Raw genomic sequence first — 14,250 nt, forward strand, 5'->3', positions numbered from 1 at the left:
CATTTTAAAGATTATTCCGTAGGTTAATCTTTATTAACTATTCTTTACTAAAACAGGTACATCTTTAATATATTTGGTTAGATCTATATCCCACAAATTTAAACGCGGTGAAATCCAATTGCCTAATAATTGACGTAGCCAGTAATACTCAAATGTTGGTTTATCATCAGTATTCGGATCAGTAGCAAACTCTTTTGGAAGTTCAGAAAAATATACCACCCGAAGATTATCTCTACCCTCAGTTATTTGAGCAGCTCGCCCCGGAAGATCCGCAAACCAAGCTGTTTTGATATCTGAAGTTATAATTGCTGAACTTGCTTCGATAATAGGCCCATTCTTAAAATACATGTGATAATAACCTGCCCAAAGCGCATTACCAAAAATCTTCAACCCATCTGTAAGATGCCCCGTTAATGGACGCGTACTTAGATACCCTCCTGAATTAAGTAGTTTTTTTTCCTCACGGAAAAACTCTTCAGTGAAAAGATTCCCACCCCCAGCATGCCAAGGTTCATTGATTTTATTCTGAATAAGATCATAGTTATCTCCCCGTTTTATCGCGGACTGAATATAGCGTCGGCCATCTGCAACCACAATTTCAACCCGCGGGTCATTGAATATTCGCTTTGAAGAATTCTTAGTATATTTTTTAACAGCCTCTACTATTTCAGAAGAAATATCAACAACTGTAATCTTCTCTACAAATGATAAATCTAGCATAGCATCGATTAAATATGCATGCCCAATTCCAATCACAAGAATTGTCTTTGGACGAAAAGTAGGATCTAAAGCCATAAGATCGGTATGATTCCAGCGCCATGCTTGATACATATCAGAAGGAACTGGATCTGCATTCAATGCCGACGCAGATGCCGTCCGATTAATATCAATAATAGTATAAAAGCGTGACGTAGGCACCACTGTTGCAACTCCAGTTCGTCCCTCAAAAACATCAGTTACCGAATAACCACCTAACTTGAATGTCTTATAATAATCTTGAGGCATCAATATTGCCGTAGTGGTCCCTAAAACAAAAATCCCCCAAGTGTAGCGTGATATTTGATAAGAAATGCGCTTAGACAGCAGCAAAACAAAACACCCAAGTCCAACCAACAACACAGTAGCCGTTGCGCTACCACCAGTACCAAAAAAAGACAAGAATAATATACCACAAAGAAAGGCACCTGCTACATTACCCACCGTATATAGAGTATACATTCTTGCAAAACGATTTCCGGCCTCTTCGACTCTAGTGGTAATAAGACGAAACATAACAGGAAAGAGACCAGACCAAGGCACAACAGCTATCATTAAAAACAAAGAAAAAAGAAATACTACTATAGGAGAAGGATCACCAACAAGTTGAGGGTAATCAGCAGCGATAAGCTGGCCATTAAAACTAGAAAACCGTAAAGCTTGTAATGGTGCTGCCCAATCAGGTGGAAAGCGAAGAGCTGCAAGAAATAAAATTGCTCCAATTGCAAACAAACAAACAACTACCGAAGGAAGACGATCATGATACCTATCTGCTAATTGTCCACCAACCCACTGCCCAAAAGCCATCAAGCAAAGATAAGAGCAAAGCATAACAGGAAATACAATAGTAGATAACGTCAAATAGCTAGACAAAATACGAAAAAATATCATCTGAATAGCAAGCGTTCCAAAACCAAAAAGCACAGCCGCTGTAGCGGCTCCCAAAGGAATAGAAGTCTTCACGAGTTTGGGAGCCACATTTGCACTAGAATGTTTTTTTGTTGATGCAAGAGCCCCAAACGCAATTAAAGCTGCAACAAAATTAAGCGCTGCGGCTATGCGTGTTGTTCCAATGAGTCCAGTCGCTTCCATAAAAACTAAACCTGTTAACACAGCTCCAATTGCAGCACCTGCTATATTCCAACTATAAAGTGCACCTGCAGTACGTCCGATATTTTGTAGTTTTTGCTTAGCTATATGTACAATTAACGGTGTTGTTAGCCCCATTCCAATAATAGGTATAGCAAGCAATATCAAGTTCAACATAAAGTCAAAGACTAAAGAGTCTCCACCTCCCATGACGAAATTAGCAGTGCGCAATAAAGGAATTGAAAAAACACCATAAATACCAACCCCAGTTTCAATAAGAATATATAATATTAAAGCTTGCCTTTCTGATCGGGCAACCAGAAATTTCGCCAATTCCGAACCAACACCAAGACAAATCATGAAAATCGTAACAACAAGAACCATTGAAATGGCATCAGAGCCAATGATTTGAGTCAAAGCGCGTTGCCAAGCCACTTGATACGCAAGCGCAGCGCAACCAGAAAGAAATAAAGCAATAGCAAATCCAAGCCTAGAATGCCTAGACAAACCAAAATCACGCGTTAAAGCTTCATCACTCTTCCCAGACAAAGGCTTTATATTGCTTTTTTGCGCTAAAGTGATCTCGTCGATCTCCCTTGGAGAAACGATTGAATTATCTTTTTGCATTAAATTGAACTCCAATTCAGTCTATATTTGACCAATTTTTTTGTATACGAATAACAAAACAGATGATGAATAAGTGGAATGTAAACTTTATATTTAAAACATTCAAACATTACAAATCTCAAACTTCATGACCCCAACAGCTTGAAAAATACAACACACTGATAATTATTAAAAAAACAATACAATCAATCAAAGAACTATCAATTCATAATTTATTACATTAAACGCTTCTTACGATCTTTTGGGAATATTATTCTTGTCTTTTGCACTATGAACTGTGTAATTTTCTTTACGTATATAACGTGACAAATATTTTTACTGGCGGATGGAGTGGGATTCGAACCCACGAGAAGCGCAAACCTCTGCCGGTTTTCAAGACCGGTGCCTTCAACCGCTCGGCCATCCATCCGAGATTTTTATACCATAAAAACAATCAGCTTGACCAGCCTTTTTTGATTAAAACTGATTATTTCTTAAGAAAAATTTACGACAAGTTATTTTTCTTCATGATACCCAATGATTCAATAACTTTAGGCAAAAAATCTTTCAATACCTGATGTGGCGTTAATGCGTTTTTTTCAATAGACAAAATATACTTATTAAACACATTAGAAAGCACATCATCGTCACTTATTTTTTTATCCAAACAATCCATCATCTGCGCCAATAAAATATGTCGAATAAAATCTTTTTGTTTTTTTTGATTTTTTGGTTTTTGCTGTTTGATGATATCAATAACGTCATCAATTCCTTGATTCTCTAAAGCCGAAATAAGATGCAATGGTATTTTTTTTGCTTTCGCAACATACGTATAATCATGCAACGTTTGTTCGGCCATTTCGCGTAATGACTGATCCGCTTTATTAACCAATAAAATATCACAAAATTCTAAAATGCCTTTTTTTAAACCTTGTAAATCATCCCCTCCCCCTGGGGCCAAAAGCAAAATAAAACAATCAACTAAAGACGCTAAATCAATTTCAGATTGGCCAACACCCACTGATTCAATGATAATATAATCAAACCCAAGTGCTTGAAATAATTGAAGGGTTTCAAATGTTTTAGGCCCTAATCCACCTAAAGTTGATTTAGATGGTGATGGGCGAATAAACACATTTTTATGCTGTGACAAATGCATCATGCGCGTTTTATCACCCAATAATGACCCTCCGCTAAGGATCGAACTTGGATCATAGGTAAGAATTGCGATTTTTTTGTTGAGTACCGCCAATTTTGATCCAAAAACATCTATAAAACAAGATTTTCCAACGCCTGGTGCGCCCGTAACACCTATAATATAAGATGCAGATTTAATTGGTAAAAGCTTTTGAAAAAGGATATCTGCTAAATCTTGATCAGATTCTTTGTTTGATTCAATAAGCGTAATCGCTTGTGCAATCCCAGCACGATCAAATGATCTTAGTTTCTGAATGAATGAATCCAGATCTATCATGCAAGCGGACTTTCCTGCTCAACTTCCTGTAATTTTTCACGTAATCCTGATGATTCTTGTTGTCTTGCCCACATCGTTGCATATAGACCACCTAGGGCTAATAATTCTTGATGCGTGCCTTCTTCAATAATTTCTCCGTGATCAAGTACAATAATTTTATCAGCATCAATAATTGTTGATAAACGATGCGCTATAATCAATGTTGTTCTATCTTTTGAAATTTCTTTCAAATTATGTTGAATTTCCTTTTCAGTTTTTGAATCAAGCGCTGAAGTTGCTTCATCAAAAAGAAGAATCATCGGGTTTTTTAAAATAACGCGCGCAATTGCTACACGTTGTTTTTCACCACCAGATAATTTTAACCCTCGTTCACCCACCATTGTTTGATATTTTTGAGGCAAAGATTCAATAAATTGATCAATATGAGCAAGCTTTGCAGCAAGATGAATTTCAGACGCATCCGCCAAAATTTTACCGTAAGCAATATTATAATAAATAGAATCATTAAATAAAACAGTATCTTGTGGCACAATTCCTATAGCTTTTCGTAAAGATTTTTGTGATAAATCACGAATATCCTGCCCATCAATTTTAATAGATCCTTGTGTCACATCATAAAATCGAAATATAAGCCTTGAAATCGTTGATTTACCCGCACCACTGGGGCCCACAATCGCAATTGTCTGACCTTTAGGAAGCGTAAACGAAATATTTTTAAGAATCGCGCGGTCTGGATCATAATGAAAAGATACATTTTCAAATTTAATTTCACCCCCTAAAGGTGGCAAATCAATTGCATTATCGCGATCTTTTATTTCTTGCGAGACTTGAAGCAATGATGTCATTTCTTCAAGATTAACCAAAGATTGTTTAATTGTTCGATAGGCTGTCCCCAAAAAATTCAATGGAATATAAAGCTGGAATAAATACGTATTAATCAACACAAAATCACCCATGGTGATCGTTTGATTTAACAATTTAATACTGGCGAGAACCATCGCCAATGTAATACCACAGACAATAATAACGCTTTGACCAAAATTAAGAATTGAAAGGGATTTTTGATTAGACAAAGCAGCAATTTGATATTTTTCTAAAAAGCCATCAAAACGTTTTTCTTCAGCTTCCTCATTCGAAAAATATTTAACTGTTTCATAGTTCAACAATGAATCAATTGTATGGGCATTGGCATCATTTTCTTGTTGATTCATCACACGCTGAAATTTATTGCGCCATTCGGTAATAGTAACTGTAAATATAATATATAAAACCAAGGGAATAATGATGGTGAGCGAAAAAGCAAAGCCAAACATAAAGGTTATAATGCCGCTAATAAGAATGATTTCTAATAAAGTCGGCAGGATATTAAATGTACTAAAGAAAGTTAAATATTCAATTCCTTTTATCCCACGTTCAATCGCGCGATTTAAAGCACCCGTCTTTCGATCCAAATGAAAACGTAACGATAATTTGTGCAGATGTTTAAAAACCGCCAAACCCATAAAGCGTGTGATCCATTGTTCTATAAAACGAAAAGTAACATCACGTAATTCTGTAAAAAATGATGTCGACAAACGAACGAGCCCATAAATCACAATAAGAATAACGGGAATAACTAAAGGCTTGACGCCTGTTACGGGTGCAAAATAATCGACGATTTCCTTATAAACAAAAGGTACAATAACATGAGCAAGTTTTGCCAAAAACAAAAACGAAAAAGCAAGAACAACACGTGTTTTAATTTTGGGATTGTCTTTGGGCCAAAGATAGCCCAAAAAAGTTTTAAGCGTCGAAAAATGGGCTGTGCCAACAGTTACATCTGGGAATCGTCTCATATTTATTCCTTACACCCGAATCTTAATTTCTTTCCTGAGTATACAAGGATTTAAAGGATAGTAAAAACAGAAATATAAAACGCGCTAATATAAAACAAATGACGGAAGATTTGGCAAAAAATCCTTCGTTTATTTTTTAATAAATAAAGACATAAATGCTGAGGAAACAGATTAATTAACCTCAATAATAAAAATTTAAAATAAGTCTGTTAATAAATAGAGAGCCTATACTCTTAATTAAAAAAAAATTATAACGAAAAAAGAGGAGTGAAAATTTAACATTTACTCCTCCTATTTTTCATAGCAAAAGATAAAAAAGTCGTAAACTCACCACAATAAAATGAATGACGATCTATACTTTTCCAACAAACTAATATTATTGGGTATGTAAGTTATTCTCTGTGATATAACGATTAACGTCTTGTATGTGTTGCTCTAGTGCATGAATTTCACGCGCATGCATAGGGCGCTCACTAATGCCTCTTGGATTATTCTTCGCATCGGTGTCAAGCTTAACCAGCCTTTCATGATGTTTGTTGTAACTGTTTAAATCTCTCATTCTCTTTCTCGCTTCATCCGCTGCTCTTTGTGCTGTATTTTTATCGTTCGTTGCAGCATAAATTTCGCCTGCAATAGCATTATGACGTGCTGTATGTATAGGACCTGCTTCTGGGTCAACGCGATCTAGAGAGACTTGCGGTTTTCCTGGTGCTGCTTTCCTAGCTTCTACAAGTTTTTCTGCTTTTAGTTCCGTAATACGTTGAGCAATTTGTGCTGCCCTTGTATCATTTTCTGCAGCCCGCTGATTTAAAGCCACAATATGGGCTGCAACAGCTTCTGGGTTCAAATTCATTCTTTCAGCATTTGCACTAAAAGATGTCCCTAAAACCACTAAAGCAATAGCCATTATTATTTTCATTTGATTCCTCCATTTCTCTTTTAATTTAATTGTACTATATAAATAAAAACTTTAAAATATTATTTTTTACTCTTTAAAAGATCTAATATCTTCGAAGCCGAATCAATAATCGTTGTCCCAGGCCCAAAGATGAGCTTAACCCCTTTTTGATACAAAAAATCGTAATCTTGGGGTGGAATCACGCCTCCGCAAATCACTAAAATATCGACTCGTCCATTTTTCTTAAGCAATTCAATGAGTTCCGGCACAAGTGTTTTGTGACCTGCTGCTTGTGTGGATACACCAATCATATGCACATCGTGATCAATAGCATCTTGGGCAGCTTCTTCAGGTGTTTGAAAAAGCGGCCCCATATCCACGTCAAAACCAATATCAGAAAATGCACTTGCAATGATTTTAGCGCCCCGATCATGACCATCTTGGCCTAATTTTGCGACTAAAATTCGGGGACGTCTGCCTTCTTCACGCTCAAATTCTACGACGCGGGCTAAAATGTGCTGGAATTCTTTATTGTCTTTCAATGCATCACCATAAATATGCGCAGCTGTTCTGATAATTGCTTTATGACGCGTAAATACTTTCTCCAATGCATTTGAAACCTCTCCAATGGTCGCACGCGCACGGATGGCTTCAATAGACAGCGCAAGCAAATTACTGCTCTCAACTTTAGCGCCATTTTCAAGCGCTAAAAGCGTTTGATCTACCAATACTTGGTTGCGCTCTTTTTTTAGTAATGCGAGACGTTCCAATTGAGTATTCAATACATCTTGATGATTAATATTCAGCAAATCAACTTTCGACTCTTCTTCCACTTTGTATTTATTAACGCCCACAATAATATCTTTGCCTTCATCGATAAAAGCTTGTTTTCTTGCGGCGGCTTCCTCGATCAATAATTTTGGATAACCTTGAATGACAGCTTTCGTCATGCCGCCCATATCATTAATTTCTTTGATTAATTTCTGTGCTTCTATCACAAGGCTATTTGTTAAGCTTTCGATGTAATAGGAACCACCCAAAGGATCGACAACATGCGTTAATCCCGCTTCATGCTGTAAAATCAATTGCGTATTACGTGCAATGCGTGCTGAAAAGGGCGTCGGCAAGGCAAGCGCTTCATCAAATGAATTGGTATGTAATGATTGCGTGCCACCTAAAACACCCGCCATCGCTTCAATTGTTGTGCGCATAATATTATTATAGGGATCTTGGGCTGTGAGACTAACGCCTGACGTCTGACAATGCATGCGTAAAATAGAGGATCGTGGATCTTTAGGATTCAATTGCTGCATTTCTTGCGCCCATAAAATACGCGCAGCCCGCAATTTAGCAATTTCCATAAAAAAATGCATGCCAATGCCAAAAAAGAATGAAAATCGGGGCGCAATTGTATCGATATCTATACCGCGATTTTGAGCAGCTTTTGCATATTCAATGCCGTCGGCAATCGTGAAGGCAAGCTCTTGCACGGCAGTAGCCCCTGCTTCATGCATATGATAGCCAGAAATCGAAATTGAATTAAATTTAGGCATATATTCCGCTGTATAAGCCATAATATCAGATACAATACGCATGCTTGGCATAGGTGGATAAATATAGGTGTTACGCACCATAAATTCTTTTAAAATATCGTTTTGAATTGTACCTGTTAATTGGTCTTTCTTTATACCTTGCTCTTCTGCCGCCACGATATAGGCAGCTAAAACAGGGAGCACAGCCCCATTCATGGTCATGGATACACTCATTTGATCCAATGGAATGTCTTTAAATAAGATCTTCATATCCAGAATTGAGTCAATTGCAACGCCCGCTTTCCCAACATCGCCTTGTACACGCGGATGATCCGAATCATAACCACGATGCGTAGGCAAATCAAACGCAATGGATAGGCCTTTTTGACCGTGCTTTAAACATTCTTTATAAAAAGAATTGCTTTCTTCGGCCGTTGAAAAGCCAGCATATTGACGAATCGTCCAAGGTTGCTGTGAATACATAGTGGCTTTGACACCGCGCACATACGGAAAAATACCCGGATAAGAATCAAGCCATTCAATATTTTCTAAATCGTTGCGCGTGTAAAGCCTTTGCAACGTAATATTTTCAGGCGTCACATGTGAATCGAGAGGATCTGCCTCAATCTTGATTTCTTTTTGGGCTAAGTTTGCCCATTTTTTAAAATCTGGCATTTTCTCTCCTTCTTATTAACTTTGATGAGTATACAAGGAATTAAGAAAAGAGTAAAAGCGTAGATATAGTCGAATAATTTGAAAACACGAAAAACCTCCTACTTCCCGTGGCCATATCATTACCCATAAGTATGGCAACTCGTAGTTCTCAACGTCCACCCCAGCTGTTTCCCTGGACCAATGAGAGCCCAAAGGGCTCGAATGCGGATCCAGGGCCCAGAAATAATTATGATCGAAGATCATGCTAAATGTTTAAAAAACAAAGACATGCTCTTACGAGCATGCATTTTAATCTGGACCCTGGATCCTACTCGAAGCTTTGCTTCTCGCCTGTCCAGGGAAACAATGGGAGTAGAGAAAATTTTGAACATAAATTTAAAAATTCCCTCATAAATTGAATCGAACTATCCGAAAATAAATAATAAATATCAATAACTTGAAACACTTATGGGTAATGATATGCCCGCGACTTGATCGCGGGACGTAGGAGGGATTTGAAGTTATGAACTTTATGAGAATTTTTTGCCTGTAAGGCTTTCAAAAATGTTTTTAGCATTCTTGTAATCTTTAGCAATTGTAGAAAGATAATGCGATTCAAACACTAAATCATACCCATTGCGTGATTTAATTTTATTCAATCCATTTCGCACGATGGCTGACTGATTAATTCGACCATTTACACGTGACCCATTAACAGCTTTTGCCGCATTAAGTAAATTTTGAACAGGTATCGCATAATATTGATCAATTTCTTTATACGCATGACCTAAAGATGGATTCAATTGTGCTGCACGCACTGCTTGTGTTAACGCTGTAACAGAAGCTTTTGTTTTCTTTACAAAAAGCTGATGTTTATTTGCATAAACATAAGGCATATTACGAATTTTCGAAGATTTATATGTTAACAAACCACCCGTTTCTTCTTTTGCTTCACGTGCAGCTGTTCGCGACGTATATGTATCACCTGCATCACAAACGCCAGCAGGAAAGTTCACGACCTTAGCACTTGTGATATGCTTACTTTTTCCAACAAGAACACAAGGCGTTCCATTGTAATCTTTAATTAAAATCATGCCTGCACGCTCAACAGGCTTCCCTGCAGGCGTTGATAATGTGACGGCTGAAAGTGGAAAGCTAATCAACGCACTGATTAAATATATTATTTTCTTCATAATTACCTCGTTTAAAAATTATTAATATTGTAAGTATTGCTTACACAATAATTAATACGCATCTCGCATTAATAGGTCAATATATTTTATTTTAAGATAAAAAAAAGACCTCCGAAAAGAGGCCCTTTAAAAAACTGGATACCGCAACTTTCGTTATGACATCATTCATAATTTTATTGAAATATTTGACCTGTAAGTTTTTCAAAAATATTTTTAGCATTTGCATAATCTTGCGCAATAGCAGCAATATAATGCGATTCAAACACTAAATTATGTCCATTTTTTGACTTAATTGCATTTAATCCTTGCGCTGATATATTTTGTGATGAAGGATAGCCAGCATTTTGAATTCCTTTTGCTACATCTAGCAAATTTTGAATAGGAATAGCATAATATTGATCTACTTCTTTATATTCACGACCTAAAGCTGGGTTGGATTGTGCTGCAGCAACTGAAGCTGTTAATATGTTAACACTCAAATTATCATCACGATGTATAAAAAGCTCAATTTTATGACGATTTGAATAAATGTAATCCATTTCACTTACATCTTTAGAACTAAAATGCAATGCATTTCCTGTTTCTTCCATTGTTTCGCGTGCAGCTGCCTTAAATGAATATTGATCGCTTAAATCACATTCACCAGCTGGAAAATTTATATAACCCTGTCTTATATCTTTTCCAACAAGAACACAAGGTACACCGTCTGGATAAACTTTAACCAAAATCATCCCAGCCCGTTCAACTGGTCCCTTGGCACATTGCAATTGAACAGCAAAAAGTGGAAAACTAATTAAAATTCCCATTAAGTACATTATTTTCTTCATAAGTTACCTCTTTTAAAGATTTTACAATATAACGTAAGTTTAAAACATAAACATTACTTTATCATTACTTCATACATGATTATTTCAAAAAAATCAACTTATTTTTATGCTATTTTTAAATTATTTTTGATAAAAAAAAAGGCCCCCGAAAGGAGGCCTTTTAAAAGCAGTAATTACAGATAATTAAGCAACGGCTGATTTAGCTTGGTTGACAATTCCTGCAAAAGCTTGTGGGTCACGAATAGCAATGTCGGATAAGACTTTACGATCCATTGTGATACCAGCAACTTTAAGCGCATGAATGAAAAGTGAATAGGTTAGGCCATGTTCACGGACTGCAGCATTGATACGCTGAATCCAAAGACCACGAAATTCACGTTTCTTATTACGTCTGTCGCGATACGCATATTGCCAAGATTTTTCAAGTTTCTCAAGCGCTACGCGGTAGCAACTACTATTTCTATCACGAAAACCTTTAGTAAGTTTTAGGACTTTTTTATGACGGGCTCTGGAGGTCACGCCTCTTTTAATACGGGCCATTTATGATCTCCTCAAGCGTAGGGTAAATATTTACGAACACGGGCTGTTTCTGCATCTGCAAGAATCCGCGTACCACGTGAATCGCGCAACATATCGTTTGAACGTTTGCGCATATTATGTCTTTTACCTGCTTGAGCGCCGCGTGCTTTGCCGGTTGCTGTAAAGCTAAAGCGCTTTTTGGCACTGCTTTTCGTTTTTAATTTGGACATTTCTAAATCCTTCAATACGTTAAAGGTTGAAAAAATATCGGCCAGGCATGTCCTTACGCCATAGCACGACACTACCCAATTCTTTCCAAATGTGGAGGGCGTCAAATTTCGGGATTCATCCCGCTCACGTATGAAGAATACGCCGCGCGTGTCTCACCACTTATCTGACTACCCACATTTTAAAACTATTTGGGTATAGTAGATCTTACTTTATACCTTTTTTTGCATGTAGTAGCAAGAAAATCTTACTTTACTTTAAAAGATTCACTAACAAAAGTCCTGACGCAATCTTTCCTGAACGTACTGCACCTTCCATGTGACCTGCACTGCCATCGGCCATAATATGTTCTCCTGCTAGGAAAAATCTATTATCAATAGTGGGCTCAGCAAACACGTAAATATCACGAATTGTTTCGCTTGGATTAAAAACAACTATATTACATTCCGAGGAACGGCCTGAATAAGTTCCCAATGCAAATGGATCTGTTACCCAATTTTTAATTGTAGGCGCACCAAAATTTTTTATATATTCATATTTAGATTGAAGTCCTGGCATTAAATCATCAACAAGTTTATTAACATCATCTTGCGCATATTCTTGACTTTTACTTGATCCCAGAAAAAAAGTCATTGCATTTTGCCCAGCCCAACTAATGAATTGATGGTCTAAATTAACATAATAAAGTAAATCATTGGCAATATCCTTGTTTGCATCAAGAGGAATCCCTACTTTAATATGCTGCCCATAAGGAAGTGTTTGAATTGCAAGGCGCTGCAAATCAGTAAGTGGAACATCAACCAAATTTACATGACGTAGAGTTGAAAAAGGTAATGTTACAATGATACGATCCGCTATACATTCTTCCCCATTTTCAAAATCCAATCTATACATAGTGTCTTCTTTTTTGATAGAAACTATTTTCGAATTAAGATTTATTGTAACCTTATCATTAATTGCGTTTTCAAGCGCATTAATCAATTGTGACATACCACCTTTTACGCTATAACGATAAGCAAATTTATTGGCGAGACCACTTAAAAATGTTCTTTTTATTTTTCTTTTTTTTAGCTCTAAAAGCTGCTTAATTTCTTTTAAATCCTCATTAATCCAATATAACGCAGTAGCAGGCATATTGTTTAAATCCAAACCTACTTCATCGAAATAATATGTTACAAGAAATTTTTTTGTAACTTCATCCAAGCCATTTAAATAATCGTCTGCTTTTACATACTCTAACTGCATTGTTTGAGCATTATAATGAGCCCAATTTATATTTCTTTTTTTAAATACATCTAAAAAATTCACAAGCATATCTACAATATAATACGCATCTTTTGTTTTTATGAATTTTTGCTCATCAACAACAAAAACATCTTTATCTACAAAGGAATTTTTTTTGAGCTTAATTTTTAATTCTTTTGCAAGTTTCTTAATTTGTTTATGATCTTTATCAATAAAAGTACCACCTTCTTCATAGAAACTATTTTGACCCTCATCAAAATAATGCGTATGAACACGACCACCCAATCGATCACGACCTTCAAAAAGAACAATCTCATGCTCTTTATGTACATCATTTTTAATAAGTTCATAAGCTGTCGTAAGACCCGAAAGGCCACCACCCAAAATTACTATTTTTTCAGCAATTAACGATGTATTTATACAAAAACTTAAGGCAAGGAGTAAGATAGATTTTTTAAACATTTGATAACCTCTTATAAAAATAATATAGATACTATCACAAAACAATGAAATTTGAAATAATAAATACATATAAAATCATATATATTTAAACAACATCGTGTTTTTTGTTGACTTTTGTGCACATTTTGCTTAACTAGCTTATTATAAAATTAAATTAATTATCAGGACATGAAATGAAAAAGATATCATACTTAATGGCAATCTATGGAATACTTTTACAACCACTTAACGCAGCAATGATTATTTCCGATGAAAATGTCATACACTCAATTATATTAGACGATATTACAAGCTTTACAATACCTTACGTGTTAAATGCTAGACTCACAAATGACACCAATGGTGTGATTATTTCAGAGAACGAGTCTTCAAAATCTGAAAATCTATTTGAAACACACACAATGTTTAATGAAAATGACAATCCTTATTATCTAGTTATAACACCCAATGAAAGTTCTTTTGAATTACCCAGCAATATTCAACTTATAAATAATGATCATTCATTGATTATTTTTCCTGCAATTAAAAAAGAAAAACCAAATCTTAAAAAAAGAAAACATAACCCTACAGAAGACAAAAAAGAATCAAAAAAAGTAAAAAAAGAATCCAATTGTTTTAACGAAATCCAACCTTATCCAAATTGCATTAACAACAATACAATAAATTTACAGATTAAATTTTCTTATTTAAATAAAATATTGTTAGAAAGTAATGACTTATCCGAACGACATATGGCCAAAGCACATTTGGCTGAAATGTATTTCAAGAATGAAGAACCAGTAAGCCAAGAACCCAACAAATTAATGTACGCACTCATTTATTCATTTGTTGCTTCCAATGAAACATATAACAAAGATGCACAAAAACTTGCCCAAGATATTTATAAAAAAATTATAAACAGAAAATATTAAAACATATTAACATTGGTCCCA

Annotated in this window: 11 protein-coding genes and 1 tRNA gene; 1 reads left to right on the forward strand and 11 read right to left on the reverse strand. The window is 35.7% G+C overall.

Features of this window, described 5'->3' with window-relative positions; translation table 11 throughout:
• Positions 1-33: 33 nt before the first annotated feature.
• The 11 genes from Q8L85_03490 to Q8L85_03540 form a co-directional block, all read right to left on the reverse strand.
• On the reverse strand, positions 34-2,472 hold the full coding sequence (locus Q8L85_03490; GenBank protein ID MDP1723744.1) for a hypothetical protein: 2,439 nt from the start codon (positions 2,470-2,472) through the stop codon (positions 34-36).
• 319 nt (positions 2,473-2,791) lie between these two features.
• Positions 2,792-2,881 (reverse strand) — tRNA-Ser (locus tag Q8L85_03495).
• A gap of 75 nt (positions 2,882-2,956) precedes the next feature.
• Positions 2,957-3,925 carry a methylmalonyl Co-A mutase-associated GTPase MeaB gene (locus Q8L85_03500; GenBank protein ID MDP1723745.1) on the reverse strand — a complete coding sequence of 323 codons (969 nt, stop codon included), beginning with the start codon at positions 3,923-3,925 and terminating at the stop codon, positions 2,957-2,959.
• Positions 3,922-5,760 carry an ABC transporter ATP-binding protein/permease gene (locus tag Q8L85_03505; protein ID MDP1723746.1) on the reverse strand — a complete coding sequence of 613 codons (1,839 nt, stop codon included), beginning with the start codon at positions 5,758-5,760 and terminating at the stop codon, positions 3,922-3,924. Before Q8L85_03505 ends, Q8L85_03500 begins: the two co-directional genes overlap by 4 nt.
• 376 nt (positions 5,761-6,136) lie before the next feature.
• Entirely contained in the window at positions 6,137-6,679 is a 543-nt protein-coding gene (locus Q8L85_03510; GenBank protein MDP1723747.1) for a hypothetical protein, read from the reverse strand.
• A 59-nt stretch (positions 6,680-6,738) separates the two neighbouring features.
• Entirely contained in the window at positions 6,739-8,865 is a 2,127-nt protein-coding gene (gene scpA / locus Q8L85_03515) for a methylmalonyl-CoA mutase (GenBank protein ID MDP1723748.1), read from the reverse strand.
• Positions 8,866-9,374: 509 nt separating this feature from the next.
• Positions 9,375-10,037, reverse strand: a complete 663-nt coding sequence (locus Q8L85_03520; protein ID MDP1723749.1) for an NUDIX hydrolase — start codon at positions 10,035-10,037, stop codon at positions 9,375-9,377.
• Between the two features lie 173 nt (positions 10,038-10,210).
• Entirely contained in the window at positions 10,211-10,864 is a 654-nt protein-coding gene (locus Q8L85_03525) for an NUDIX hydrolase (protein ID MDP1723750.1), read from the reverse strand.
• A gap of 183 nt (positions 10,865-11,047) precedes the next feature.
• On the reverse strand, positions 11,048-11,404 hold the full coding sequence (gene rplT, locus Q8L85_03530) for a 50S ribosomal protein L20 (protein MDP1723751.1): 357 nt from the start codon (positions 11,402-11,404) through the stop codon (positions 11,048-11,050).
• An 11-nt stretch (positions 11,405-11,415) separates the two neighbouring features.
• Complete coding sequence (gene rpmI / locus Q8L85_03535; GenBank protein ID MDP1723752.1) at positions 11,416-11,613, reverse strand: 50S ribosomal protein L35; 198 nt, start codon at positions 11,611-11,613, stop codon at positions 11,416-11,418.
• Between the two features lie 250 nt (positions 11,614-11,863).
• Complete coding sequence (locus Q8L85_03540) at positions 11,864-13,318, reverse strand: NAD(P)/FAD-dependent oxidoreductase (GenBank protein MDP1723753.1); 1,455 nt, start codon at positions 13,316-13,318, stop codon at positions 11,864-11,866.
• A 173-nt stretch (positions 13,319-13,491) separates the two neighbouring features.
• On the opposite strand from Q8L85_03540, the gene Q8L85_03545 reads away from it, so the two are divergent.
• Positions 13,492-14,229 (forward strand): hypothetical protein, encoded by a 738-nt coding sequence (locus Q8L85_03545; protein ID MDP1723754.1) that lies wholly within the window; start codon positions 13,492-13,494, stop codon positions 14,227-14,229.
• Positions 14,230-14,250 lie beyond the last annotated feature (21 nt).

The organism is Alphaproteobacteria bacterium (genome assembly GCA_030680745.1).
Classification (GTDB): Bacteria; Pseudomonadota; Alphaproteobacteria; order JAUXUR01; family JAUXUR01; genus JAUXUR01.

What these genes read in the sequence shown, in the direction of transcription:
- Q8L85_03490 (MDP1723744.1), bottom strand. Translation starts at nt 2,472, where the DNA reads ATGCAAAAAGATAATTCAATCGTTTCTCCAAGGGAGATCGACGAGATC.
- Q8L85_03500 (MDP1723745.1), bottom strand. Translation starts at nt 3,925, where the DNA reads ATGATAGATCTGGATTCATTCATTCAGAAACTAAGATCATTTGATCGT.
- Q8L85_03505 (MDP1723746.1), bottom strand. Translation starts at nt 5,760, where the DNA reads ATGAGACGATTCCCAGATGTAACTGTTGGCACAGCCCATTTTTCGACG.
- Q8L85_03510 (MDP1723747.1), bottom strand. Translation starts at nt 6,679, where the DNA reads ATGAAAATAATAATGGCTATTGCTTTAGTGGTTTTAGGGACATCTTTT.
- scpA (MDP1723748.1), bottom strand. Translation starts at nt 8,865, where the DNA reads ATGCCAGATTTTAAAAAATGGGCAAACTTAGCCCAAAAAGAAATCAAG.
- Q8L85_03520 (MDP1723749.1), bottom strand. Translation starts at nt 10,037, where the DNA reads ATGAAGAAAATAATATATTTAATCAGTGCGTTGATTAGCTTTCCACTT.
- Q8L85_03525 (MDP1723750.1), bottom strand. Translation starts at nt 10,864, where the DNA reads ATGAAGAAAATAATGTACTTAATGGGAATTTTAATTAGTTTTCCACTT.
- rplT (MDP1723751.1), bottom strand. Translation starts at nt 11,404, where the DNA reads ATGGCCCGTATTAAAAGAGGCGTGACCTCCAGAGCCCGTCATAAAAAA.
- rpmI (MDP1723752.1), bottom strand. Translation starts at nt 11,613, where the DNA reads ATGTCCAAATTAAAAACGAAAAGCAGTGCCAAAAAGCGCTTTAGCTTT.
- Q8L85_03540 (MDP1723753.1), bottom strand. Translation starts at nt 13,318, where the DNA reads ATGTTTAAAAAATCTATCTTACTCCTTGCCTTAAGTTTTTGTATAAAT.
- Q8L85_03545 (MDP1723754.1), top strand. Translation starts at nt 13,492, where the DNA reads ATGAAAAAGATATCATACTTAATGGCAATCTATGGAATACTTTTACAA.